The organism is Sphingobacterium sp. UT-1RO-CII-1 (genome assembly GCF_026711005.1).
In the GTDB taxonomy this organism is placed as follows: domain Bacteria; phylum Bacteroidota; class Bacteroidia; order Sphingobacteriales; family Sphingobacteriaceae; genus Sphingobacterium.
This window is the reverse complement of the sequence record NZ_JAPPVJ010000003.1, coordinates 201559-227124: the sequence shown is the minus strand read 5'-3', so window position 1 is coordinate 227124 and position 25566 is coordinate 201559. Positions and strand designations below refer to the sequence as shown.

20 protein-coding genes are annotated in these 25566 nt (G+C 37.6%); 15 read left to right on the top strand and 5 right to left on the bottom strand.

The genetic code is table 11. The annotated features are described in order from the left end of the window. Nucleotides 1-286 precede the first annotated feature (286 nt). The 3 genes from ORI89_RS08425 (at nucleotide 287) to ORI89_RS08415 (ending at nucleotide 3171) form a co-directional block, all read left to right on the top strand. Complete coding sequence (locus ORI89_RS08425; protein WP_268230021.1) at nucleotides 287-1915, top strand: gliding motility protein RemB; 1629 nt, start codon at nucleotides 287-289, stop codon at nucleotides 1913-1915. A 36-nt stretch (nucleotides 1916-1951) separates the two neighbouring features. Then, nucleotides 1952-2374, top strand: a complete 423-nt coding sequence (gene aroQ / locus ORI89_RS08420) for a type II 3-dehydroquinate dehydratase (RefSeq protein ID WP_268230020.1) — start codon at nucleotides 1952-1954, stop codon at nucleotides 2372-2374. Between the two features lie 137 nt (nucleotides 2375-2511). Beyond that, nucleotides 2512-3171 carry a YiiX/YebB-like N1pC/P60 family cysteine hydrolase gene (locus ORI89_RS08415; RefSeq protein WP_268230019.1) on the top strand — a complete coding sequence of 220 codons (660 nt, stop codon included), beginning with the start codon at nucleotides 2512-2514 and terminating at the stop codon, nucleotides 3169-3171. A 109-nt stretch (nucleotides 3172-3280) separates the two neighbouring features. Here ORI89_RS08415 and ORI89_RS08410 read toward each other — a convergent pair whose 3' ends face one another. Both ORI89_RS08410 and ORI89_RS08405 read right to left on the bottom strand, forming a co-directional pair. Continuing rightward, nucleotides 3281-3916: a gluconate 2-dehydrogenase subunit 3 family protein gene (locus ORI89_RS08410; protein ID WP_268230018.1), complete on the bottom strand. Its 636-nt coding sequence runs from the start codon at nucleotides 3914-3916 to the stop codon at nucleotides 3281-3283. Between the two features lie 3 nt (nucleotides 3917-3919). Beyond that, on the bottom strand, nucleotides 3920-5656 hold the full coding sequence (locus ORI89_RS08405) for a GMC oxidoreductase (RefSeq protein ID WP_268230017.1): 1737 nt from the start codon (nucleotides 5654-5656) through the stop codon (nucleotides 3920-3922). 204 nt (nucleotides 5657-5860) lie between these two features. On the opposite strand from ORI89_RS08405, the gene ORI89_RS08400 reads away from it, so the two are divergent. The 10 genes from ORI89_RS08400 to ORI89_RS08355 all read left to right on the top strand — a co-directional run bounded on the left by ORI89_RS08400 (nucleotide 5861) and on the right by ORI89_RS08355 (nucleotide 21664). After that, on the top strand, nucleotides 5861-7291 hold the full coding sequence (locus tag ORI89_RS08400) for a sensor histidine kinase (RefSeq protein WP_268230016.1): 1431 nt from the start codon (nucleotides 5861-5863) through the stop codon (nucleotides 7289-7291). Between the two features lie 8 nt (nucleotides 7292-7299). Continuing rightward, on the top strand, nucleotides 7300-7983 hold the full coding sequence (locus tag ORI89_RS08395) for a response regulator transcription factor (protein WP_268230015.1): 684 nt from the start codon (nucleotides 7300-7302) through the stop codon (nucleotides 7981-7983). 403 nt (nucleotides 7984-8386) lie between these two features. Next, the gene (locus tag ORI89_RS08390; RefSeq protein WP_268230014.1) at nucleotides 8387-11407 is read left to right on the top strand and encodes a SusC/RagA family TonB-linked outer membrane protein; all 3021 of its coding nucleotides are present in this window, start codon (nucleotides 8387-8389) and stop codon (nucleotides 11405-11407) included. 15 nt (nucleotides 11408-11422) lie between these two features. Continuing rightward, entirely contained in the window at nucleotides 11423-13054 is a 1632-nt protein-coding gene (locus tag ORI89_RS08385) for a RagB/SusD family nutrient uptake outer membrane protein (RefSeq protein ID WP_268230013.1), read from the top strand. A 272-nt stretch (nucleotides 13055-13326) separates the two neighbouring features. Further along, on the top strand, nucleotides 13327-14721 hold the full coding sequence (locus tag ORI89_RS08380; RefSeq protein WP_268230012.1) for a 3-keto-disaccharide hydrolase: 1395 nt from the start codon (nucleotides 13327-13329) through the stop codon (nucleotides 14719-14721). A gap of 19 nt (nucleotides 14722-14740) precedes the next feature. Beyond that, on the top strand, nucleotides 14741-16729 hold the full coding sequence (locus tag ORI89_RS08375) for a c-type cytochrome (protein WP_268230011.1): 1989 nt from the start codon (nucleotides 14741-14743) through the stop codon (nucleotides 16727-16729). Between the two features lie 232 nt (nucleotides 16730-16961). Further along, nucleotides 16962-17768 carry an aminoglycoside adenylyltransferase family protein gene (locus ORI89_RS08370; RefSeq protein WP_442800880.1) on the top strand — a complete coding sequence of 269 codons (807 nt, stop codon included), beginning with the start codon at nucleotides 16962-16964 and terminating at the stop codon, nucleotides 17766-17768. Between the two features lie 26 nt (nucleotides 17769-17794). Continuing rightward, nucleotides 17795-18691 (top strand): AraC family transcriptional regulator, encoded by an 897-nt coding sequence (locus ORI89_RS08365; protein WP_268230009.1) that lies wholly within the window; start codon nucleotides 17795-17797, stop codon nucleotides 18689-18691. Between the two features lie 113 nt (nucleotides 18692-18804). Continuing rightward, the gene (locus ORI89_RS08360; protein WP_268230008.1) at nucleotides 18805-20205 is read left to right on the top strand and encodes an arylsulfatase; all 1401 of its coding nucleotides are present in this window, start codon (nucleotides 18805-18807) and stop codon (nucleotides 20203-20205) included. A gap of 223 nt (nucleotides 20206-20428) precedes the next feature. Further along, nucleotides 20429-21664: an MFS transporter gene (locus ORI89_RS08355; RefSeq protein WP_268230007.1), complete on the top strand. Its 1236-nt coding sequence runs from the start codon at nucleotides 20429-20431 to the stop codon at nucleotides 21662-21664. Between the two features lie 86 nt (nucleotides 21665-21750). Here the strand turns inward: ORI89_RS08355 and ORI89_RS08350 are convergent, their stop codons facing one another. From ORI89_RS08350 to ORI89_RS08340, 3 genes are all read right to left on the bottom strand, one after another. Continuing rightward, on the bottom strand, nucleotides 21751-23382 hold the full coding sequence (locus tag ORI89_RS08350) for an ABC-F family ATP-binding cassette domain-containing protein (protein WP_268230006.1): 1632 nt from the start codon (nucleotides 23380-23382) through the stop codon (nucleotides 21751-21753). Between the two features lie 73 nt (nucleotides 23383-23455). Next, nucleotides 23456-23899, bottom strand: a complete 444-nt coding sequence (locus ORI89_RS08345) for a hypothetical protein (RefSeq protein ID WP_268230005.1) — start codon at nucleotides 23897-23899, stop codon at nucleotides 23456-23458. Nucleotides 23900-23925: 26 nt separating this feature from the next. Continuing rightward, the gene (locus ORI89_RS08340) at nucleotides 23926-24357 is read right to left on the bottom strand and encodes a hypothetical protein (protein WP_268230004.1); all 432 of its coding nucleotides are present in this window, start codon (nucleotides 24355-24357) and stop codon (nucleotides 23926-23928) included. A gap of 204 nt (nucleotides 24358-24561) precedes the next feature. Between ORI89_RS08340 and ORI89_RS08335 the strand changes: the two genes are divergently transcribed. Beyond that, nucleotides 24562-24843 carry a hypothetical protein gene (locus tag ORI89_RS08335; RefSeq protein WP_268230003.1) on the top strand — a complete coding sequence of 94 codons (282 nt, stop codon included), beginning with the start codon at nucleotides 24562-24564 and terminating at the stop codon, nucleotides 24841-24843. A gap of 102 nt (nucleotides 24844-24945) precedes the next feature. Then, nucleotides 24946-25323: a lipocalin family protein gene (locus ORI89_RS08330; RefSeq protein WP_268230002.1), complete on the top strand. Its 378-nt coding sequence runs from the start codon at nucleotides 24946-24948 to the stop codon at nucleotides 25321-25323. The last annotated feature ends 243 nt before the right edge of the window (nucleotides 25324-25566 follow it).

Genomic DNA, 25566 nt, shown 5'->3' with positions numbered 1-25566 from the left:
ATGATCTTTCTTAAGTTATTTAAAGTATAAAAATAAATAAACTATTTTTTATGTGCGAATGTTAATTGCTATGTCTCTAGATCATTTTGCGTTGCTGTTGAAATGAGGGGGTATATAATAATATCCTTGCATATCATGATAGCCCAGTAACTTTACATCTAGAGTGCTAGATTTTTATATTTAAAAAAGCTATATTAAAATGATATAAACATTTTATTACCTTTGTGCGGACAATCTTCATGTGAAGGTTTTACAGTATGTAATGAATTATCTCAGACACATTTCTATGAAGCGTAATTACTTTTCTCTATTCCTTATTTTCTTTGTGTTTTTTAATATAGAACATAGTTATGCTCAGATTAAGAATGTTCCTTATTCTTTTCAGCAAACTCAAAAGTTGAGTGAAACTTTGTACTCTCCACAGACTCGGTATCATACAGCTTCCAAGCCAAGTTTACTTCGTGGTGAACTTGTTCATAAGTTAGATTCCATTCAGGCTTTAAACCCTACAAGTTCGGAAAATTGGTTTATGCGTAAAATATTTAACGAACACTTGTTGGAGGTAAATAAAGAGGATCACACTTTTTATTTGGACGTTATGCCTGATTTTCTAATAGGTAAAGATCTAATGGGGGCAGATAAGCGCAAAACGTGGCTAAATACTCGGGGTATTCAAATGGGATTGACAGTAAATGATAAATTGAGTTTTTACACAAGCTTTTATGAAAATCAAGGAGTTTTTGCTGATTATCTTACAGATTATATTGATGGGAGTAAAGTAGTACCAGGGCAGGGGACCACTAAAAATAAAACCAGTAATGAAAAAGATTGGATGTATGCAACGGCAAATCTAACCTACGATTTTAGTAAGTATTTTCAGGCAACAATAGCCTATGATAAAAATCATATCGGTGACGGTTACCGTTCTTTACTATTATCAGACTTTTCTTCTAATTATACCCAATTGAAATTAACGGGTACGATCGGTAATGTACAGTATACATCTATTTGGGCATATATGAACGACCCTCGGAATCCAAGAGTAGATTCTTTGGGAAATGCTGATCGGTATGGTGATGGGGCAAAATGGGGTGCCTTTCAATATTTAGATTATAACGCCACTAATCGTCTTTCGGTAGGTTTTTTTCAAGCAGTTGTTTGGGCGAACCAGGATGAGGCCGGCAAGCGTGGATTTGATTTTAACTATTTAAACCCCGCTATTTTCCTACGTCCGGTAGAGTCCAATAATTCATCATCACCTGATAAGATGTTTTTGGGACTGAATGCAAAGTATAAGGTGTTGAACAATTTAACAGCATATGGACAGTTCTTGTTAGGTGAGTTTACAGCAAAAGAATTCTTTGCAGGAAACGGTTATATGCACAATAAATGGGGAACACAGCTAGGTGTTCGAGGCTTTGATATGTTTAAAGTGAAAAACTTAAATTTTTTGGCTGAGTTTAATGTTGTTAGACCTTATACTTACCAACACTTTAGTTCTGGTTCTAATTATAGTAATCATGGCGAGCCTTTAGCACACCCTCGGGGAGCTAATTTTAAAGAATTTTTATTGATAGCCAATTATTCATGGCAACGTTTTGACTTTTCACTACAGGGGATGTATAGCCGTTATGGAACAGATCCAAGTGATGGAACAAATATGGGCGGAGATATTTTTCAATCCTACCGGATAGCACCTAATGTGTACGGCAATTATATAGGTCAAGGTATTAAAAATGACCTATATTATGCGGATGCTAAAGCTGCCTATGTTTTAAATCCAAAATATAATTTACGTCTCGAATTGGGGTATACGCAACGTTATAATAAGGTTGAGAATGCAGCTACCCAGAAATCTGGTATTATTACTTTCGGGCTGCGTTCTTCATTCCGAAACTTTTATGCAGATATGTAGTGCAATAACTATATTTAGAAAAATAAGTGTATGTCGATGAAGAAAATTATAATAATTAATGGGCCAAACCTTAATTTGCTTGGGGTTCGTGAGCCTAGTATATACGGTAATCAAAGTTTTGTTAAATTCTTTGAAACGCTAAAAGAAAACTATAATCATGTAAACTTAGAATATTTTCAGAGTAATCATGAAGGTGAAATTATAGATAAAATACATGAGGTAGGGTTTTCTTATGATGGAATCGTGCTCAATGCAGGAGCATATACACATACCTCAGTAGCTATAGGAGATGCAATTTCTGCAATTGATACTCCCGTCGTAGAAGTTCATATTTCGAATGTTCATAAGCGCGAATCATTCCGCCATCATTCTTATTTAGCTGCACACTGTACAGGTGTAATCTGTGGTTTCGGACTGAATAGCTATAGTCTAGGAGTTCAAAGCTTTTTGAGTGCATAGTTCTAGTGTGTAGGTTGTAAATTGTGTGATTTTTAACATTGATTTACACTTATTGTTGAAAAATTAATATAGCATTACTTCCTAGTTGGTGAGTCCTTGGCCGATTTTATTTAAAATTCATTCTATCTTTGTGGACTATGAGAAACTTACTATTATTCGTTTTTGTATTTTATAATGTATTAGCCGCTTTTGCTCAGAGCCCTATTGAATATCAAGGTGTTTCTATACAGTCTGGAGATATGTTTTTTGTCGTAAACCAACGCATGGGGCTTTCTGGCGCTATTAATAGAGTTACACAACAAAACGAAGAAGCAGCATTTGATCATGTGGGCATGCTTGAAGTCGACGGCGGAACTATCTATGCATTACATGCGAGTGCCTTTCGTGGCTCTATCCGTGAACCTTTAGATAGTCTACTTAAAAAAGATTATACTGATAAAACGTCCTTTGTCATCTATAGGGTGCATGATACTTTACAATATTCGGTTCCTGAAGCAATTAATCGTGCAAAGAACATGTTAGGTAAGCCTTATAATCTATCGTATGTAGTTAATGATAGCTCTTATTACTGTTCAGATTTTGTAGAGCAATCTTATAGACATGTCAATCTATTTGAATTAGAGCCTATGACGTTTATAAATCCAGATACGGGCTTGCCTGATACGTATTGGGTACGTTTTTATGAACGTTTAGGCATGGAGGTCCCCGAAGGTAAATTGGGCTGTAATCCTAATGGTTTGGCGGCACATGAAGGTTTGCACCGTGTAGGAACTTTTACAGGTAAAAGAAATAATTGAAAAAGCCCTATATCTGGTTTGAAATTGAAGTTGAATCGGTTTATAAGTAAAGCCGATTCGACTTCAAGATAAAAGGCAATCGCTCCAAAATAAGTACGTTTTTTACAGATTAGCCTTCATTAGTACTAAAGCCGTGCTCTTTTAATACATCTTCTGGTACACCTGACCAAACTCCCGGTTTATTCCCCACATATCCAAGATCATCTATGCCAATTTTTGATGTATAAAAGCCAGATGCTGTTAAATTTCTTAATGTTTTGAAAAAATTCACACCTTGCTCTACTTCAGGATGGCTTTTAGAGGGAAACGCTATTTCATCCAAAAGGGCTATCTGCTGGTTATCCTTACAATTAACGAAAACTTTGCCAAACTTCTTTTGACAGCGAATATCAATCCATTTTAATCCACCACGCATAGGTGTTTTATAATCAGGTATATCTTTAACAATAAATTCTATAAAGTCAGGAACGCCTGCTTCAGAAGCACTGCCAGAGAAGTCGTCTTTTGGAATAATATAATCAACTAGGACTGTAATTGTAGCCATCTCATGTTCTGAAAAAAACTGCTCTTCCTTTAATGCAATGTTGCGTTCATGTTCAAAGTCTTGAACGCCTGGCAGTTTATCTCCTATATTTGCACTTTTGTTTATATTGTTTTTCTGTTTTTCAGGACCACAGGATTTTGCCAGAATACCTGTTCCTGCAGCTAGTAAGCTAAGCGCTTTTAGTGATTCTCTTCTATTCATGGGTTAGTTATTTAGTTTTTTATCTTCCTGTAAAATATATTCAGCTGTACGCATCGAAAGAGCTAAAATTGTCCATGTAAGATTCTTATCTCCTTGTTGTACAAATGGCCCTGCATCGACTACATATAAGTTCTTGCAGTCGTGTGCCTGTCCCCATTTGTTTAGTACTGATTTTTTAGGATCATTTCCCATTCGGGTAGTTCCGCCCTCATGAATAATTTTACCAGGAGCCTCTAAGCCATATAGCGTATCAGCTCCATGTATTTTTGAAGTAACTACGGCTCCCATCTCATGCATAATAGATTGAAATGTTTCTTGCATATGTTTAGCTTGGAGAATTTCCTCATTTGCCCATTTATAATGGAAGCGTAATACAGGAATGCCAAATTTATCTACTTTGTTCGGGTCGATTTCACAATAATTATCTTCTCTTGCTATAGCTGTTCCTCGACCTGCCATCCCCACGTTTGCACCGTAAAAACGTCTATATTGCTCCTTTAGTCGGCTTCCATATCCAGGTTCTCCCATGGGTTTACCGTCTTTTCCCGGTATTTTGTCTCCGAGTTCTGCTGTTCCTCCAAAGATACCATAAGAAGGCATGCGCATTCCGCCACCATATTCGATGTGATAGCCACGTGGGAAGTCAAGGTTTTTATTATCTAACCACCAAGGTGAGTAAATATGGACACTCCCTACACCATCTTCGTTATATCTTTTTCTATCTAATAGTTGAGGAAGAAAACCACCTACTCCAGCCCCAGTCGAGTCATGTAAGTATTTCCCTACCAAACCTGAACTATTGCCTATACCACTCGGGTGTGCTGTTGATTTTGAATTAAGCATTAATCTTGCACTTTCGCAAGCGCTAGCTCCCAGGATAACTTTTTTTGCTTTCACACTATATTCCTGTAGATCTTTGGTGTTAACATATGAAACGCCAATAGCTAAGCCTTCATCATTTGTCAGTACTTCACGCACCATTGCATTGTCAATAACCTTTAGGTTGCCTGTTTTCATAGCCGGAATAACCAGACAGGATGATGATGAAAAATCTCCATAAACCTTACATGCACGGCCACATTGCCCACAATAGAAACACGTGCCTCTATCTTTAACTCCAGGTAATGCTTCTGTAAGTACCGAGCCTCGTCCTGCAATTACAGGTACACCTGCTTTTTCACCTCCTTTTCGGATATAAAGTTCATTAAGTCGTGGTTTTGGAGGTCTTAAAAATATCCCGTCAGGTTCATTAGGTATGCCTTCTACGGTGCCATAAATACCTATCATACGATCTATACGGTCATAAAAAGGCTTCACTTCATCATACGTAATTGGCCATGCTTCTGTAACAGCATCTTTGGGTTGAAAGTCATCCGGACCCATTCGTAAAGAGATTCTGCCCCAATGGTTTGTTCTTCCTCCTAACATTCTAGCCCTGAACCATTCAAACTCAGTGCCATCCGCTCTACTGTAAGGTTCTCCATCTAGTTCCCATCCTCCATAAGCCGCATCAAAATCTCCAAAAGGGCGTGTGGTGCTAGCACCTCTTCTTGGCGACTCCCACGGCCAACGTAATTGCAATGCATCGATTGCAGGGTCGTAAAAAGGTCCTGCTTCTAACATAAGTACTTTTAAGCCAGCATTAGCAAGTATATAACCAGCCATACCACCACCAGCACCCGAACCTACAACTATCGCATCGTAGTGTTCATTAGATTCAATAATCTGAAATGTACTCATAAATTGGTATAATTAATATAGTATAATTCTTTTGATAATCTCCTTGTTGTAATCAAAGTCAATTTCTGCAAAATCAGAAAAAAACGTAAGAATATATGCCTAGATGTTGTTAATAGATTGTTAATGGTTCGGCTTTTAATTAGGCAGTGTTCGTAAATATAATACATTTTTTTTAGGTTTGAAAAAATACACACTAATCATTTAATGCTAAGAAGAGCCAAAGATCGTTTATTGTCCACCACTATGCTTAAGGTTACGGCCAGCTTATGTTTTGTTATTTTATTAGGTCTGCACTATAAGCTTATTTCGGATGCCTATGAGGTAAAAAATGCAGAACTCTTTCGAGTCGAAAAAGAACGTATAAAGCAAGCGTACGAAAAGGCTATTATTAATGATAAATTATTTCCTGGTGGTCAAAATATAATTGATAGTATATTGTCTGTAGAGGTATTAAAGGAGCTAGAAATATTGCATACGGTCAACAGACCTGCATTTTATGCAACCTCCAGTAGTCTTTATCGAGACATCGTTGTAGCCCTTAAACAAGATAATACAATTGATTCTTTACTTGCTCGTATTTTTTATGACCTTGGGCTAGAAAGCGATACTATTGAGCATTCACTGTTGATTCATACATTTCTATTGACATTTGATGGAAAAGAATATGTGACTTTTGGCTATAAGCCCGATCAAACATTTGAAAATACTTTACTATCTGGGAATCCACATATTGTTCGCCCTCCAAGTCTGGTCTCCACCATTACAGTATCAAATGCTTTGCCATATACTTATAGGTTCGGTTTTGCACTTTATATTCAACAGGAACGTGCCATATGGCACACCTTGGTCGGAATTCTACCGCTTTTATGTCTTTCTGGTGTAAGTATTTTACTAATGTTATTTGTTTATTTTGTTACATTCAACAATTGGATAAAACAAAAAAAACTAAATGAAATTATTAGTGATTTTGTAAATAGTATTACACATGAATATAAAACGCCAATCTCGACCATAAAAGTCTGTGTTAAAAACCTTCGTCGCGAGGTTAGAGATCAAGAAGGAATGGATAATATAAACACGGGTTTGTCGATCATAGAAAGACAGTCGGATCGTTTAAATAATTTGATAGATCAGGTAATATACGTGAGCATGTTTGATCCGGGTAAAATTAAAAAAACCGAACAACCTATTGTTCAGGATTTAGAGACTGTATTAAATGATTTGCGTTTAAAATATCAACAAAATAAGAACGTTTACATTCAATCTCATTTGCCTATTCAGGATTTGTATGTGAAATACAATTTATTTCTTTTCACAACGGTTTTAATTAATTTGGTTCAAAATGCAGTAAAGTACAATGATTCAGATATAATTAATGTACATGTCGATTTAAAGGAAATACATGGTAAATTGTCCTTATCTGTGACTGATAATGGGATAGGTATCGCTGGAGAAGATTTAAATTATGTTTTCGATCGCTTCTATCAAGGAAAATCTGTCAAAAATAGAGGTGGTATTGGTTTAGGGCTTTACTATGTTAGACAGTTGGTTGTTACACACAATTGGAAAATAGATGTAAAATCTAAAGTGAATCAGGGGACTACTGTTACTATTACGATGTCAGAATATAAATAAAGTACGTTATGAACAACAAGATTCTTTTAATAGAAGATGATTTGGACCTAGGAGAGCAAACAGCATTTTATTTGCGTTCATCAGGGTTTGATATCACTTGGAGTAGAAGTGCTTTAGAAGCTTTGTCTACTTTAGGGCGAGATAACTTTAGTCTTTTATTAGTGGATATCCAAATGCCCGATATGGACGGTTTCGAATTGGTTAAAAAAGTGTTATTGTCAAATCCACAGCAAAGATTTATTTTTTTAACTGCTCGAGATAATAAAGATAGTAAAATCAAAGGATTGAAGTTGGGAGGAGAAGATTATGTTACAAAACCATTTGACGTAGAAGAACTCTCATGGAGAATCCATAATATTATTAATCGTCAACAAATTCGCCGTTCCTCTGATTTAGTCATTGGTGATATTCGGTTACTTCAAGACCAAATGATGTTAACATTCTCAAATAAACAGCAAGTAAATCTAACAGAAAGAGAATTTGAAGTTTGGAAATATTTCGCTCTAAACGCAAATCGTGTTCTCAAACGGGAGGATATTTTACTAGCTGTTTGGGGCGAAAGTGATTATTTTTTAGGAAGAAGTTTGGACGTATTTGTGTCCAGAATACGCAAATTGCTCAACTACTCTCGCAATGTTCAATTGGAGACCGTCTATAAAGTTGGATTTATCTTTAGAGTGCCTGTCTCTTAGTTTTTTATCTCACTGTTAACAATCCATTAACAAGTGAATAACATCTGGTTAACAAGTTGGTTTATGAAGTACCCGTATCTTCGAATTACTAATTATTTGTAGTATTTCAAATTACCTTTAATCAATGATGACACTAATTCAAACTAAACAAACAAACAATTTCATACATCTATATCCTAAAAATCAGCCGCCTCTTTCTTTATAGTTGTTTAACTATCAAAAAAAGTTTTGGAGGTGTAGTTGTATTGACCTCAGTCACTCTTATTACTAACAATTCAAATAATGATGTAGGTCTACAAATCTGAATTTGTAAACATTTCATCGTTGTGAATGTTACTTTATTAGTTAACAAGCTAATTTTTTATCAAAACTAATTTTATGTATAAAAACTAACTAATTACTTATGGGAAATTTTATCAATTTTAAATCTAAGAAAAGTACGTGGTTACTTATACCATTAGCTTTGCTTAGTAACGGAGCTAGCGCAGTGTATGCTGCAGGAGCAGTAAGCTCCACGACCAAGCACGTCTCTGTGTCTAATTTTTTGCAATCCGTGTCTGGTATTGTTCAAGATGCACAAACAGGAGAACCGCTAGTTGGTGTTACTGTTTCTTTGAAAGGAAGTAAAACAGCAACACAAACAGATGCAAGTGGACGTTTTCAAATACAGGCAGGTATAGGTGAAACAGTAATCGTTTCCTATATTGGTTATACTTCTCGAGAGATTACCGTGTCCAGCGCGTCATTAAGCATTGCTTTAACAGCAGACAGCTCATCGTTAGATGAGGTAGTGGTAGTGGGCTATGGCTCGCAGAAAAAAAGTGAGATCACCTCAGCTGTTGCATCAGTCAAGGAAAAAGATTTTAACCAAGGTGGTATGCGAAGTCCCATGGATCTGGTACAGGGGAAAGTTGCCGGCTTAAATATTACGCGCACACAAGGCAGTAATCCTAACTCAGGCTCTAGTATTCAATTGCGTGGTATGGCTTCTATGAAAGGTGGGAATGAACCCTTAATTGTTATCGATGGTATACCTGGGGGGAGTTTAGACCTCATAAAACAAGGCGATATTGAGTCTATTGATGTATTGAAAGATGGGTCTGCTGCTGCTATTTATGGAACTCGAGGAAATGGTGGGGTTATTTTAATCACGACCAAAAAAGGGAAAGCTGGTACATCTGTTTTCGATTATCAAACTTATGGACAAATGGAGTCGGTTGCAAAAAGACCTTCTATGTTGTCTGCAGATCAATTCAGAAAACTAGTAGTCGAAGGACAGAATAAACCAACTTTAGATTTGGGCCATTCTACAGATCTTTATAATGAGCTTATTAATAAAAATAACTTTTCGCAGTTTCATAACTTCAGCGCAAGTGGAGGTAGTGAGAAGTCGACCTACAGAGCTTCTTTAAACTATCAAGATGCAGAAGGTATTGCTAAGCAAAATGGAAGAGAGCAATTTGGTGGTCGTTTAAGTTTTACCCAAACTGGCTTAAATGATAAACTTACTTTCTCTACGAATATTGCAGCTAACTTTAGTAAGGCAGATTCGTTAGGGGGTAAAACCGAATATTTTGAACAGGCAATACAACGTAACCCTACAGCTCCTATATATGAAGGCGACGGATCTTTTTATGAGACGCAGGGTTATAATAATTTCAATCCAATGAGCCGTCTGGCAAATAGAATTGATGAAGCTAATCAGCAGACATTTTCGGGAGATGCTCGTTTAAAACTGCAAGTAATAGAGCCTTTAAGTATTTCTGCATTTGGATCTTATGTTCGCGACAATTGGAATACGCGTAAGTACCGTTCTATAAAAGATTGGGATCAGCGACCTAATTCCAACTACTTAGGCACTGCCTATGCGTATAAAGGAAATGAATTGCATGAAAGTAAGACATTCGAGATTACGGCAGATTATAAGCAGAAATTTGCAGATAAGCATGAGATCACCGGTTTATTGGGCTATAGTTACCAATACTCTACTGCAGAACGGTTTAGTATGTCTAACAGTGGTTTTACCACAGATGCTTTTCTCGATTGGAATATGGGGGCCGGTACAGCTGTGTCTAACGATAAACTGCCTAGACCAGAATTAGTGTCTTTTAAAGAAGAGAACAAGTTAATATCATTTTTCGGACGTGTTAATTATACCTACGACTCTCGTTATTTCTTAACAGCCATACTTCGTCGCGAAGGGTCGACACGTTTTGGGGATAATAACAAATGGGGAAGCTTCCCTGCTGTTTCTGCAGGATGGAATATTACCAACGAGGAATTCTTTACCAATAAAGATGTGGTAAACGATCTGAAATTAAGAGTCGGCTATGGTGTTACCGGTAATCAAGGGTTTCCTAATTACACATCTTTGATTTTGTTATCTACCGGTGGTGTTTATCCACAAAATGGAGATTATTATCAAACTTACGGACCATCATCTAATCCCAATCCTTATGTGAAATGGGAGCAAAAAGCCGAATTAAATATCGGTCTTGATTTTGGGCTTTTGAATAACCGTATTACAGGTAGTGTTGATGTATATAACAGAAAAACAAAGGACTTACTAAATGAATATACCGCACAACAGCCATCTTTTGTGAAAAACTTAATATGGTACAATGTGGGTGAAGTATCCAATAAAGGAGTGGAATTACAGCTCTCGGCTGTTGCAATGCAGCGCGATGATTTCCAGTGGAGTGTCGATTTTACAGGTAATTACCAGAAAAATAAACTAACCAAAATGTCTAGTGAGCGTTTTAAAAGTAGTTGGATGACATTTGGGGGACTTCCCGCTCCTGGAAATTTGGGCGATGCTATTCGTCTAGAAGAAGGTGGGGAGATCGGGTCGTTCTATGGAAAAAGGTTTGCAGGTTTCACCGATGATGGCAAGTGGCTGTTTTATAAAGCCGATGGCTCAACAGGAAGGGCTTCAGAAATCAATGAAAATGATTTAACTTATATTGGTAATGGCGTACCTAAATTTCAGGCATCTTTATCCAATAGGTTTGCGTACAAAGGTTTTGATTTAACCGTGTTTTTCAGAGGCAAGTTTAAATACGATATTTTAAACACAGCTGATATGTTCTTTGGCAATCAAAAATGGCTGCCGAATAACGTCTTTGAGAGTGCTTTTGATAGAAATAAAGACATTAATGATGATCCACAGTATTCTGATTATTATTTAGAGAATGGTTCGTTTTTGAAGTTGGATAACATAACTTTTGGTTACAACTTTAAAATGCAAAACAACTATGTAAGAAACCTATATGTGTACGCTTCTGCACGCAATCTAGCCACGATTACGAGTTATAAAGGCTTAGATCCTGAATTGCAAGATACAGGTTTTGATGCGGGTATAGATAGCCGGGCTTTCTATCCAAGAACAAGGTCATGGACTATTGGTTTAAATGTTGGGTTTTAATTAAAAGAGATACAAATGAAAAGATATAATAAATTAGTATTGGGGCTCATAGCATCTGTTTTAATAGGTGGAATGTCTGTCAGCTGTACAGATTTAGATGAGAAGGTATATACTAAATTAAAGATCGATGGTTTTTATAATAATAAACTAGAGGTTATGCAGGCGGCCCTTCGGCCTTATACACATATGCAGTCTTGGTTGGCCCCCACGGGTGGTAGTGGTTACTATTACCACTCTGAGCTGTCGGCTGATCAATTGGCTTGGCCGCAAAAAGGGAAACATGGATATGACTCTGGTGACCATATCCGCCTTCACTACCATACCTGGACAAGTAATGAATCTCGTCTTCGTAATGCCTGGCAAGGCATGTGGGAAGGTGTAGGATACGTCAATAATGCTATTCAAGATATAGCGGCATTAGATCTTGCTAAAATAGGAATGACAGAAAATGAAGGTGTTGAAGTATTGGCGCAGCTAAAGGTGCTGCGTGCATTTCACTACCTGAAAATAATGGATATGTGGGGTAATGTGCCTATTGTAACAAGGACTAGTGAGCCGTTGAATCCCGAAACGGTATCACGTGAAGAAGTTTTTAAATTTATAGAAAATGAAATCAACAGTAATATCGATCAGTTGCCGCTCACAAGCCGCGAAACTATAGGGCAGGTGTCAAAAGCATCCGCTTACGCTATGCTTGCCGAATTGTATTTGAATGCCGAAAAATGGACCGGCACAGCAAGATGGGACGATTGTATCACAGCATGCGATAATATTATCTCGGGTAAAGGTGGGGGCATCGATGGAGCTCCTCAGCTTAGTCCTGATATTAATTCTGCTTTTGCAAATACGAATGATTTTCATAAAGAATCCTTATTTCAGTTTCAGTTTAGTAAAAAAGGCGGATTTGAGTTTGGTTGGGGTGGCTTTTTTATGGGCTATGACAATATGAAAGATGTTTTAAAAGTAGCCTATGGAGGGTGGAATGCTTTAGTTGTCATCCCAAGTGCTTTTGATGCTTATGTAGAAAATGATCTTCGTAAAAAAGATTGGTTTTTATTCGGTCCACAATATAAGTATGGTACTACGACTCCTATCCTAGGCACAGAAGAGTGGGATGGTAAACCATTTGCTTACGTGAATACTATCCGAAGAGAAAGTGAGGGTGATTTAACCTCACAGGGATCCATGACAGAAGGTGAAGAAAATTCAGGAGCTCGATTCCATAAATACAAGTCAGGAACATTAGATGATCCTAACTATCTCGAAAATGATTATATCATTTATCGCCTGACTGAAATTTACTTTAATAAAGCAGAGGCGCTTATGCGTAAAAATGGCGGAGTAGCAACAGCAGAAGCAGTAGACTTAATTAATGAATCTCGTGAGCGCGCTTTTGCCAAGGCAGATTGGCAGGCTGCAAAGTACTCTACTGCGACACTAACATTGAAAGAGCTTTTGGCAGAAAGAGGTAGAGAATTTGTATTCGAAGGCAAGCGACGTACGGATTTAATACGTTTTGGCGACTTTATTAATGGCACTTGGTGGGATCATAAAGCATCTACAGATGTAAATCGCGAATTGTTTGCAATTCCACGTAATCAGATTGATAATAACCCTAATCTGAAACAGAATCCAGGGTATAATTAATAAAACAAAATCAGAGACTATATCATTTTTGTGATATAGTCTCTAATATAATTTAGAGTCAATATATTTACACCCAATATACTAATAAGCCTAAACCGTTTATTTAAAAATATATTAGGAACTTCTACTTAAGTACATTTTATAGAGTGTCTAGAATGCATATGCTTTAAGATATCAAAAAAAAATATTGCTAATAATACAGTATGTAATAAGTTGTTTAGCTTATGGTTTAATGAAAAATTCAAAAATTATCGATTATATATTACAAGACAATGTCTAAAAAACAATTATTATTAATCAAGTTTCTACTTGTTGCCCTGTCGGGATCTTTTACAGCAAGTTATTCTTTGGCTTCCAATAAAGAGCCCATCAAACTGGACAAGCTCCATCATTTTAAATCCCCTAGCAAGAGTTGGACAGAGGCGGGTGACGCAAACGCTGACTACCGCACAGTTGGAAATATTACTGTAAAGCCTGGTATCGGTATTATAGCTAACCTTCCTACTAAGAAAAACCTAGGCGAAGATCTTTTTACCGCACAAGAGTTTGGAGATATGGATATTGAGCTGGATTATCTTATGGTAAGTGGAGGGAATTCAGGCATTTATTTACAAGGCCGTTATGAAGTGCAATTGGAAGACTCTTGGCAAGCAAAAGCTATCAGTGCAGGGAGCAATGGTGGTATTTATGGTTTAAGTGCGCCTCGCTTTAATGTCAGTAAAGCTCCCGGTCTTTGGCAGCATCTTAAAATCTCGTTTCAGGCACCACGTTTTGACGGGGCAGGACACAAGATAGAAAATGCACGTATCCTAAGTGTGTTTTTAAATGGTGTTTTAGTCCAGGAGAATGTAGAGCTCACTAAGCCTACACCCGGAGCTGTTAGCGAAAATGAAGTTGCAACTGCTTCACTAAGAATACAGGGAGACCATGGTGCTGTTGCCTATAAAAACATAGTAATAACAGAAAACCCTAGCCGTGAAACTAAAGAAGGATGGCGTTCGGCTGATCCGATTTGGGTTGATGCTGTACAAAGCCCTATTTTAAGAAGTTTTATGGATGTAGCGGGTGCACCTAAAATAGTTCATGCGGTTTCAGTGGGTAATCCTGCAGGACTCCATTATACCTATGATCTTGATCATGGATTATTAGTTCAGGCATGGCGCGGAGGCTTTTTAGATGCTACTCCTATGTGGGACAATCGTGGAAATGGAACTTCTAGGCCACTAGGTACTGTTCAAGTCTTTAGTGCTAATAAGCTACAGGTAGCGCGCTTAGCAAACGATCATGCTGAATGGCCTTCCGATACTGCGGGCACAGGTTTTCGTACAAAGGGATATACCGTTAATGTCGAGCGTATTCCTACTTTTAAGTATGAGCTTCATGGTAAAAAGATTTCAGACCGTACGGATATATTAGACGGAGGAACAAAGTTAGGTAGAGAAATAGTAGCGGATGGATTATCCGGTGAAGATGATTTGTATGTGCTGGTTGCAGAAGATAATCTTATAAAGGAAGTTGGTAAAAATGAATATATCGTTGGCGACAAGGCTTATTATCTACAGCTTGACCTTGCTAAAAAGAGTAAAGCAATAGTAAGAGAGAATAATGGTAAGCAGCAATTATTGGTTAAGCTTGAACCACGGGTATATTACACGATCATATTATAATATCGTTACGAAAAAGAGAATGAAAAAAGTATTTAATATAAAATTATTTAGTCTACTTGTCGGTAGTGTATTGGCGACAACTTCTATAGTTGCTCAAGAAGCTCCCAAAGAAGAGGATTATTTGAAAATAGTTAAAATTCCTGCTCCAGAATCAGCATTATTGGAAATAGGAGGCCTAGTAACTCTTCCCAACGGAAATTTAGCATTAGCAACCCGTCGTGGTGACGTCTATATTGTAGAAAATCCTACAAGTAACAGACCTTATTTTCGCAAGTTTGCGTCGGGTTTACATGAGGCTTTGGGTTTAGCCTATAAAGATGGAGCTTTATACACAGCGCAGCGTGGTGAACTGACAAAACTTGTAGATACCGATCATGATGGCGTAGCTGATGTATACGAGACAGTCTATGCTTGGCCATTATCTGGTCATTATCATGAATATAGCTTTGGTCCTAAAATCACTAAGAACGGATCATTTTTAGTGACTACGAATGTCGCTTTTGGCGATGAAGAGTGGTGGCGTGGCGAAAGTAGGGTGCCTTGGCGTGGATGGGCTCTCGAGATTTTTGAAGATGGCCGCATGATGCCCTGGTCTACTGGTATGCGTTCTCCGGCTGGGATAGGTATGTTGAACGGTGAGTTTTTCTACACAGAAAATCAAGGCGATTGGATCGGCTCTGGAGGGTTATGGGAACTTCCTAAAGGTTCATTCGTAGGACATCCTGCTGGTTTGGTCTGGACTGATCATCCGGACTCTCCCATAAAATTGAAACAGAATGCATTGTTTGATTTTATAGACGAACGCCGAATCCGCAATGCAGAGGGAAGGGCTGTAAAACCTGAAAATATAGTCGATGAGGATTTCAAGACAATGGCTGATGCTAAAGCGGTAATCCCTCAACTGCAATTGCCAGCAGTGTGGCTTCCGCATGGTATTTTGGGCATCTCATCTGCAGAACCTATTGTTATTCCCGAGGGGCACTTTGGGCCTTTTGCTGGCCAAATCTTGGTAGCTGACCAGGGGATGAGTATGATTTCCCGTGTTATGATGGAAAAAGTCAACGGCGAATACCAAGGAGCAGCTATTGCATTCCGTAGTGGTTTTCGTTCAGGTATTTTACGGATGGATTGGGCGAAAGACGGGTCTTTGTTTATTGGTGAAACGAATAGGGGCTGGGGATCCGCCGGTGATGCCAATGAAGGACTTGAGCGCTTAATTTATGTGGAGGATAAAGTTCCTTTTGAAATGAAAACGGTAAAAGCTATGCCGGATGGTTTTGAAATCGAATTTACTAAGCCTGTGGACAAAAAGTCTGCAGAAGATCTGGCATCATACTCGCTGACTACTTTTACCTATAAATATAACTCTGTCTATGGTAGCCCACCGGTAAACAATGCAGAAGCAAAAATTAAAGGCGTTAAGGTTTCATCTGATGGTTTAAAAGTACGAGTTGTGACCGATGATCTTAAGCAGCATTATATACATAACCTGACACTTATTGGTGTAATGTCTGAACAGTCAAAACATAATTTATTGCACCCGATTGCTTACTACACCTTGAATCAGATTCCTTCAGGAGCTAAGTTATCGATCAATGAGCTTAGTACGTATAACTCGGCAGACATTCCCGTTGTAGAAGAAGTAAAAGAAGAAGTTAAAGTCGCTAAGACAACAAAAAGCGCAGCTGTAAAGAAAACTACTGTTGCTGAAACTGCAAAAACTGTCAGTACTACTACAGCAGTTAAAAAAGCACCCACTTATAAGGAGGTTGAAGGGCTTTTACTTAAGCACACCTGTACAGCTTGTCATTCGGCCGATAAAAAACAGATCGGCCCATCATACAAAGATGTAGCGAAAAGGAAATACACGAACGAGAAAATTGTTCAGTTGATTTATAATCCACAGCCACAAAACTGGCCGGATTATCCGACGATTATGCCGCCTATGCCTCAAGTGCCTAAGGCTGACGCATTGAAAATTGCAGAATGGATCAACTCTTTACGATAAATAATTATTAGTTAGGTTATAATTAGTTTACGTAGCCGTCTTCTGTAATAGAGGACGGCTTTTTATTTTGTGTGGATACTAGACTATAGTTTTACTGCTTAGTTATTTCGATCTTCTAAAAAGTTGAGTAACAAAACTACTTTTTTTATATTGCAGCTTTAGGGTGAGGGGTAGTATCGAAAGTGTATATTAAAAGTATATGGAGTTAAATAAGCGTATTATTGATTTAGGAATGAGTCCAGCTGATAATGAGCAAATTATTAAAGCTTGCGATTTAATTGTTGCATATCTTGCCGAATCCGTAATGGCCATTCACTTATACGGCTCTGCATTAGATGGTGGGTTGAAACCCTACAGCGATCTTGATTTGTTTGTAACTGTTCGTACTCCGGTAGATAATGCTGCGCGCAAAAGGCTTATGCATGACCTTTTATATTGTTCAGCTATGCCTGGTACCAACGTAAACCTTCGAGCGCTTGAAGTTACTGTGGTCAATTATAAAGATATAGTACCTTGGCGTCATCCCGCTCGGCGAGAGTTACAGTTTGGCGAATGGTTAAGAAGTGATATTTTAAACAATGTTTTTGAGCCCCCTATGGTAGATATAGACTTAACCATACTGCTCCGAAAGCTTGCTTTATCAAGTATCCCAATTGTAGGAAAGCCTGTAGTTGATCTTTTTGACCCTATCCCTGATCATGATTTTAAATATGCTTTGTACAATACATTATCATTATGGTGTTGCGAATCAGACTGGCTTGGCGACGAAAGAAATATTATTTTGACTATCGCGAGGATTTGGTACAGTGTTTCTACCGGAGATATTGCTTCTAAGGAAGATGCTGCCAACTGGTTATTGAATAAAATCCCTGATGTCTATCAATCTTTAATTGTAGAAGCAAAATATAGTTATCTAGGTGAAGAGGAAAGTGTTTTCATGCCTGATGCTCAGTTGACTGGCCAGTTTATCAACTTTGCGAAGAAAGCTATTGCAAGTATTATTCATGCATCTTATGGCGCTGGGGTAAAAGAACTATGATGACAAAATAATCTTATTTTTGTTTAATGGAGCCTAGTTCTACCACATTATTGAAATTTTCTGATTTGCTGGAAGCGAATACATTTCCTATTAGAAATCAGAATGTTGTGCTTTTTGAAGAAAGCTATGCACAAAATGACGTAATAATAGATCACGTTTATAAAACGGAGTTTTTTGGTCTTATGTTAGTTGAAGCGGGCGAATCTTATTATAGTGTTGGTGACTACCGGTATGAGATAAAGAAAAATGATATACTCTTCGTTGTGCCTGGAGAAGTATTTAAAGTACATTTTGTGTCAAAGGATTTTAGTGCAAAATATCTTTGTTTTAATATCCAAATGATCAGTGATGCGGGTTTCAATTATCGATCAAATGATATCATAAAAAGTTTCTCCACACATCCTTCATATATAATTAAAAATGAGAGGATATTTTACCGAAAATTACAGTCTGCTATAGCTGAATTAGCTTTTCTAAATGATGCGCGCAACGATGTTTTTTATGCAAATGAAATGATCTGGCATTTGTTTTCATTAATAATGTACACGATTGAAGAATTTTTTAGACAATCAAACAGTAAAACTATAGCAACTTCCCGTGAAGAGACAATAACAACAAATTTCTACCTTTTAGTGCAATCGCATTATAATATACACCATGATGTGCAGTTCTATGCTGATAAACTATTTATAAGTCGAAAACATCTTAGCAAGGTGATAAAAAAAACTATGGGCATAATACCTAAGGATATTATTCATCAAGTACTGTTGATCGAAGCGAAAATTTTATTAAAAAATCGTTTAACTACTATAGGTAGTGTTGCCGAGCTGCTGAATTTTAAAGACCCTTTTACTTTTAGCAAGTTTTTCAAAAAACAAACAGGAATGAGCCCAAAAGACTATAAAGAAGAAGAGTTGTTTTGATCTATATCTCATATACAGCGCGCTTAAAATACACGGAATCGTTACTGTTCAAATATTGAGATAAGTCTTACCTTTGAGAACAATCAAAAACACTTTAATAAAATTTATACAGCATGAAATTTTTAAAATATGTTATCTACTCTTGGGCTATGTTTGGAATAATCTTTAATTCAGAAGCGCAGCAAAAGAGTGAAAAACCTAACATTATTTTTATTCTGGCAGACGACATGGGGTACGGCGATTTGGGAAGCTATGGCCAGAAACTTATCAAAACACCTGTTTTGGACAGAATGGCCGATAAGGGTAAACGTTACACACAATTTTATGCAGGCAGTACTGTTTGTGCTCCTTCACGTGCAAGTTTAATGACCGGTCAGCATACCGGTCAAGTTTATATTCGTGGCAATGGCGAGGTGGCGTTACGGCCGCAAGATGTCATTATTCCAGAAGTGCTCAAGCAGGCCGGTTATACCAATGGTATGGTTGGTAAATGGGGCTTAGGTCTTGAAGGTAGTACAGGAGCGCCTGAAAATAAGAGCTGGGATTTCTTTACCGGTTTTCTACATCATATTGAAGGGCATTTTCAAAAGCCCGATTCTGTTTGGGTCTTGAATAATGGCAAAAGCGAAAAAATAGGCATTGCCGAAGACGTTTATGTAAATGAATTGTTTGCTAAAGAAGCAGTCCGTTTTATTGAAGAAAATAAAGCTAATCCCTTCTTTTTGTACGTCTCTTTTACAGTGCCCCACGCAGAGCTTACAGTACCCAAGCGTTATATGCAACCTTATTTAAACGCTGATGGTAGCAGTGTGTTCTCTCCCGAAAAAGCACAGCCAGCAGGCTTACATTATGGTGCACAACCTTATCCTAAAGCTGCTTATGCTGCCATGGTCAGCAGTATGGACGATTATACAGGCTGGATTATGAGTAAGTTGCAGGAACTGGGGCTCGAGGAAAATACGCTTGTTATATTTACTAGTGACAACGGGACACATAAAGAAGGGGGGCGGACGATGGATGATATTATGGAAGTTTTTGAAAGTACAGGAGGCATGCGTGGCGTAAAACGGGATCTTTATGAGGGCGGTATACGTACACCTCTCATTGCCTATTGGCCTGGTCATATCAAAGCAGGAGGCGAGAGTGCTTATGTAGGTACTTTTTGGGATCTGCTGCCTACTTTTGCAGATCTTGCAGGCGTGCAGCCACCCGCTCATATTGACGGTGTATCTTTTAAAGAAGACTTGTTTTATGGTAAACAGAAAACGGATCGCACATTGTACTGGGAATTTAGCGAAGGTGGTTTCAAGCAAGCCGTTCGTCAAGGAGACTGGAAAGGCATCCGTTTTTATAAAGATGGTAAACCTCAAAAAACCGAGCTTTATAATCTAGCCAAAGATAAAGGCGAAAAAAATGATAAGAGCTCCTCTAATACAAGAAAAGTGAAAGAATTAGAAGGCTTGATGGATAAGCTAAGAGCGCCATCCGAGCATCAGCTCTTTGAGATAAAATAAGACGATAAAAGACCTATTGGATAAAAATAGGTCTTTTTTTGTCAAAGCTCTTGTTGCTTACCATCCTATCTATACAGTCTCTACAATAATAAGTCCGTACGAAAATCTGTGAACGCCAACTATGTCACTGGCCTAATAATATAAAGCAAACTGTACCAGCTTGCTACTTTAAATTACCATTATTTTAGCCTGTTCAACATATAATACTAAGCATTTTATTTGAATGGGCAATCTAAATACAGCAATTAGTCGGTCTATATCTTCTATTCCCGAAAAACGGCTCAATAATCACTATATAATACTAGTAATTATTACTATAGCGCACTTTATTAATGATCTTACACAGGCTATTGCTCCGGCCATCTACCCGCAGTTGGAAAGAATGTATAATTTGTCGCTTAGCCAGATAGGGCTAATAACTTTATGTGCTCAATTGTCTGCTTCTGTTCTTCAGCCGTTTGTTGGCAATTTTACAGACAAATATCCACAATCATTTTCACAATTTTTTTCGATGTGTCTATCTAGTTTTGGTATAATTATTTTGGCTTATGCCGATAGTTATCTGTGGGTTCTTGTTGCGGTTATCTGTATCGGTACAGCTGCTTCTATTTTTCACCCGGAGTCGTCAAGAGTTGCAAATCTATCTTCTGGAGGCCGACTCAATCTATCCCAATCCATCTTTCAGTTGGGCGGTTATGCCGGTTTGGCCTGTGCGCCATTATTGGCGGTTTTCCTTATTGTGCCCAATGGTCAGCGCTATATACTTTGGGTTTTACTACTCACATGTGCTGTGAAAATACTATTAATACATGTCGGCCTATGGCGGCAAAAGATGTTAAAATCTACTGTAACTACTTTGTCAAACCAAGTAGAGGCTGAAAGGAAAACTGATACTTTGCAAGTACGCAGAAACATCATCATTCTTCTTATTTTGATATTTTCCAAATATTTTTTTTCTGCCGGTATCACCAATTATTTTCAGTTCTATGCTATAAGAACATTTGGGCTTGCCGAAGGCAAGTCTCAGCTGCTACTTTTTTATTTTCTTTTTGCCACTGCCGTAGCCACATTGCTCGGCGGTATGCTTGCAGATCGATGGAGCAAAATAGCAGTAATACGTTTGTCTGTACTGGGAAGTATACCCTTAGCCTTACTTTTGCCCTATGTAGATCTTTGGGCAACAGTATTTCTACTAATAGCCTGCGGTTTCATATTATCTCTGTCATTTTCGCCTATATTAGTTTATGCGCAACAGCTTATGCCACATAAAATAGGGGCAATATCCGGATTGTTTTATGGTTTTGCTATGGGAATGAGCGGCTTGGGTGCAGCGTGTTTAGGTGTTTTAGCCGATCTTTACGGTATAAATTATACCTACACTATTATCAGCCTATTACCACTCTTAGGGTTCGCTGTTTTGTTTTTTTCTCATAAACAAAAAGCAGAGCTCGGTTCTTAATCCGTTGGTCTTCTTAAATAAAGTTTGACCACTGTATCAATAAGGCTGATCAGTGGTCAACTGGATATGGTGATCGGGAATTAGACCTAACGTTCTATATCCTTTAAACTGTTCATTTTTTTGTACTCCAAAAAGCCCTTTATATCTTCAAAATGTTCACGAACACGTTTATTCCCAAATTCAAATACTTTTTTTGCTAAGCCGTCTAAGAAATCGCGGTCGTGCGATACCAAGATCAGCGTGCCGTCAAAATCCTGTAAAGCTTCTTTGATGATATCTTTCGTTTTCATGTCCAAATGATTGGTTGGTTCATCCAGAATTAATACATTAACTGGCTCTAACAGAAGTTTAATCATAGCAAGTCTGGTTTTTTCACCGCCCGATAAAACCTTTACTTTTTTAGTTGTATCATCACCGCTAAACATAAAGGCACCTAGCATATCCTTTATTTTTACGCGCACATCACCTACTGCAATTTGGTCAATAGTTTCAAATACGGTTAATTCCTCGTCCAATAAAGCCGCTTGGTTTTGCGCAAAGTAGCCTATTTTTGCATTATGGCCTATTTTTAACGACCCTTCATAATCAATCTCGCCCATAATCGCCTTAATCATGGTCGATTTTCCTTCTCCGTTCTTGCCTACAAATGCCACTTTTTCTCCGCGCTCAATCACCATGGCAGCTTTTTCAAAAACCACATGTTCGCCGTATACCTTTGTTAGATCCTCCACAATCACAGGATATTGCCCTGAGCGTGGCGAAGGCGGAAATTTTAGCCGTAGTGCAGAAGTGTCAACCTCATCGATTTCAATGATTTCTAGCTTCTCCAACATTTTAACCCGCGACTGTACTTGCAAAGTCTTTGAATAAGTCCCCCTAAAGCGCTCAATAAACTCTTGATTGTCCGCTATAAAACGTTGCTGTTCCTCATAAGCTTTTAATTGATGCATACGGCGTTCTTTTCGCAATTCCAGATAATGGCTGTATTTTGCTTTATAATCGTATATACGCCCCATCGTAACTTCGATTGTACGGTTGGTGATATTGTCAACAAAAGCTCTATCATGAGATATCACAATAACGGCTTTAGCCGAGTTTACTAAAAAGTCTTCCAGCCATTGAATACTCTCAATATCCATATGGTTCGTCGGCTCATCTAGTAAAATGAGATCCGGCTTTTTCAATAAAATTTTAGCTAGCTCGATACGCATCCGCCACCCGCCTGAAAACTCGGATGTCTGACGTGTAAAATCTGAACGTTCAAATCCCAGTCCTTTGAGTACTTTTTCCACCTCTGCATCATAGTTTATCTCCTCAATAGAATAAAATTTCTCACTAAGTTCAGAAACGCGCTCAATCAACTTCATGTAATCGTCTGTTTCGTAGTCCGTGCGCACATTCAGTTGTTCGTTCAGCTTTTCCAATTCGTCACGCATCTGGTACACCTCATCAAAAGCTTTAGAGGTTTCTTCAAATACCGTCATGTTATCTTGGGTTAGCAAGTGCTGCGGTAGATAGGCTATAACAGCGTCTTTAGGTCCTGACACATTGCCTGTGGTTGCTTTTCCCACTCCTGCAATAATTTTTAACAAAGTAGATTTGCCAGCACCATTCTTCCCCATAAGGGCGATTTTATCATTTTCATTGATAGAGAAAGATACATCACTAAAGAGTGTAGTTCCTCCAAATGATACGGAGATATTATTTACGTTAATCACTATAAGCCGATATTAAAATATCTGCAAAGATAAGATATAACGCATTAAGAGTATACAGATTAAGATGCTTCTTTTATCGAGTTTTCTTCATGTCAGTTCCAGCTGCTCTAAAATCTCTGTTTAGTTCATACGTCATAAAGTAAAAATACAACGCAGCCTTTAAACTGTTATTCAATTGCTCGCTGCCATTGAGCATTAGAGCTATTAGCTTTTTGTCTATAGCCAGTTGTTTGCTGATATCTGTTAATTCAATACCAAACTCTTTCATCTTGTTGCGGATCCACTCAGCATCTATTTTTTCTATTTCTGGCACATGGGTGACGGGCAATAGCTCTGCATCTGGAAATATTTCCTTACCTCTTTCTTTCAATTGTTCTTGGTTAAGAATATAGTTGTTAATTAGTTCGTTTTGGCATACTTCTACTTTTCCATTATCCAGGATGCTAATAGTAATACCCATACGTTTATAATTAGCTATCGAATTTTTTTGCTGTAAAGTAAGTATTTTTATGCTCATGATATTATCGTTTCCAAGCCAAATACTTAAGGCTCTATTCTTATCTCTTTCAAATTCGTTAAGTCAAATATCGCGAGCTGCTTATTTTGTTTTGCAAATGTAATCGCTTCGTCTAAGTCGCTGTTTTTGAATATTTTTACCGAATCGAAGTAATAAAGCTTGTTATCCTCATTAAGCCAGCCACCAACAATTTTATTGTTTCGTACCGCATGGTTTATTACTATTTCTAACCCTTCTTTATCGAAACTATCTTGCGTTTCTAAATATGCTACACTGATGCCATACTTTATAGGTTTCATCGTTTCCAAGTTTAATGTAAAGCCGTTCGGGTTGATATTTGCATACTCCCAAACCTTTTCAATTAATGCTTTGGTTTCATTTTCATCTGTTGCACTATGTTCTTTGCTGCATCCTGAAATAAACAGCAATAGTGTAAGTAGCATCACAATTCTTTTCATATTACTAATATACGTATTGGTCTTTAATTTATACGATATGTTTTGTTTGGCTGTTCTTTCAAAAGTTTTTAATACACTTTTTTAGCTTTTAAAACGATCGAACACTGTTTTTTAATTTATTAAATAGCTGAATTGCAGTTTTTTATTGATATATTAGGGTTGTATTCATCAAATTTAGCTAGTGTGTTTAATAGTGCTGCGATTATGAATGAAAGAAGTACAAAATGTGTGAAAGTAGCTTTTGAGAACCGAAAAATTGCGAGGAAACGAGCTGAAGAAATCAATGCTGAAAAAGAAGTAAGGGCAAGTGGTTTTAAATTTTCTGCTTATCTATGCCCGTTATGTCTCAAATATCATCTCAGCAAAATGGATCGTACTTTGGCCCGATGGATCAATGATATTGCTTATCGAAACAAGGTACGTGAAGACGCTTTTGTTGCCCGAGAAACTAGGTATTATAATAAGAGGCATAACATAAGGGAATAAAATAGTTTTCATTATATCCTCAACCTGATCCAGCCAGAGAAAATGGAGTGATAAATTTAATATTTGTTATTACCAACAATAAAAAATATTAAATTTGTTATTATGAGACTACTCGGCTTTATGATTATAGTATTAAGCATGGCTTTTTTGTCATTTAATACGCAACACAATCCCATCTATAAAAAGTGGCGACTCGTTGCCGAGGAGATAACATATTTTAATCCAGATTATACTGCATATGATGGGGCTAAGAATAGGTTGGACTCTGTTAAAAACGAAACAGTCGAGTTCTTAGCGGACGGCTCTTTTAAATCACGTGAAGCCAATGGGACATATACCATATCTAAGGATTCTATACACTTAAAAATCAATCAACAGACCGTCTCCTATAAATATCAATTAAGCGATTCAAAGTTAAGGATGGAAACCTTTTTTAAGAAGAATGAGTTTATGGTCAGGTCAAGACTTTACCTGGAGTAATCTGTCCAAAACACTTATTTATATAGTATCAATAAAGCATAAATAATTAATTCCACCCCTGTCCGCACTGCGTCCGTGGAAGCATTTCAACCTGATACTTTAAATGATTGCACCCTTAGATAGCTTTCTGGAAGGGTCTAAAGTTTCTATCGTCTTGCTTGGGCGATATTGTTCTAAGCTGTATTCCCGTTAGCAGAATATAGTACAAATTATAGGTATGATTATATAACCCTTCGAGCGACC

Coding starts and splice junctions, on each gene's coding strand:
- ORI89_RS08400 (WP_268230016.1), top strand. CDS start 5,861: ATGCTAAGAAGAGCCAAAGATCGTTTATTGTCCACCACTATGCTTAAG.
- aroQ (WP_268230020.1), top strand. CDS start 1,952: ATGAAGAAAATTATAATAATTAATGGGCCAAACCTTAATTTGCTTGGG.
- ORI89_RS08385 (WP_268230013.1), top strand. CDS start 11,423: ATGAAAAGATATAATAAATTAGTATTGGGGCTCATAGCATCTGTTTTA.
- ORI89_RS08355 (WP_268230007.1), top strand. CDS start 20,429: ATGGGCAATCTAAATACAGCAATTAGTCGGTCTATATCTTCTATTCCC.
- ORI89_RS08340 (WP_268230004.1), bottom strand. CDS start 24,357: ATGAAAAGAATTGTGATGCTACTTACACTATTGCTGTTTATTTCAGGA.
- ORI89_RS08425 (WP_268230021.1), top strand. CDS start 287: ATGAAGCGTAATTACTTTTCTCTATTCCTTATTTTCTTTGTGTTTTTT.
- ORI89_RS08410 (WP_268230018.1), bottom strand. CDS start 3,916: ATGAATAGAAGAGAATCACTAAAAGCGCTTAGCTTACTAGCTGCAGGA.
- ORI89_RS08415 (WP_268230019.1), top strand. CDS start 2,512: ATGAGAAACTTACTATTATTCGTTTTTGTATTTTATAATGTATTAGCC.
- ORI89_RS08330 (WP_268230002.1), top strand. CDS start 24,946: ATGAGACTACTCGGCTTTATGATTATAGTATTAAGCATGGCTTTTTTG.
- ORI89_RS08335 (WP_268230003.1), top strand. CDS start 24,562: ATGAATGAAAGAAGTACAAAATGTGTGAAAGTAGCTTTTGAGAACCGA.
- ORI89_RS08360 (WP_268230008.1), top strand. CDS start 18,805: ATGAAATTTTTAAAATATGTTATCTACTCTTGGGCTATGTTTGGAATA.
- ORI89_RS08345 (WP_268230005.1), bottom strand. CDS start 23,899: ATGAGCATAAAAATACTTACTTTACAGCAAAAAAATTCGATAGCTAAT.
- ORI89_RS08405 (WP_268230017.1), bottom strand. CDS start 5,656: ATGAGTACATTTCAGATTATTGAATCTAATGAACACTACGATGCGATA.
- ORI89_RS08370 (WP_442800880.1), top strand. CDS start 16,962: ATGAGTCCAGCTGATAATGAGCAAATTATTAAAGCTTGCGATTTAATT.
- ORI89_RS08395 (WP_268230015.1), top strand. CDS start 7,300: ATGAACAACAAGATTCTTTTAATAGAAGATGATTTGGACCTAGGAGAG.
- ORI89_RS08390 (WP_268230014.1), top strand. CDS start 8,387: ATGGGAAATTTTATCAATTTTAAATCTAAGAAAAGTACGTGGTTACTT.
- ORI89_RS08365 (WP_268230009.1), top strand. CDS start 17,795: ATGGAGCCTAGTTCTACCACATTATTGAAATTTTCTGATTTGCTGGAA.
- ORI89_RS08375 (WP_268230011.1), top strand. CDS start 14,741: ATGAAAAAAGTATTTAATATAAAATTATTTAGTCTACTTGTCGGTAGT.
- ORI89_RS08380 (WP_268230012.1), top strand. CDS start 13,327: ATGTCTAAAAAACAATTATTATTAATCAAGTTTCTACTTGTTGCCCTG.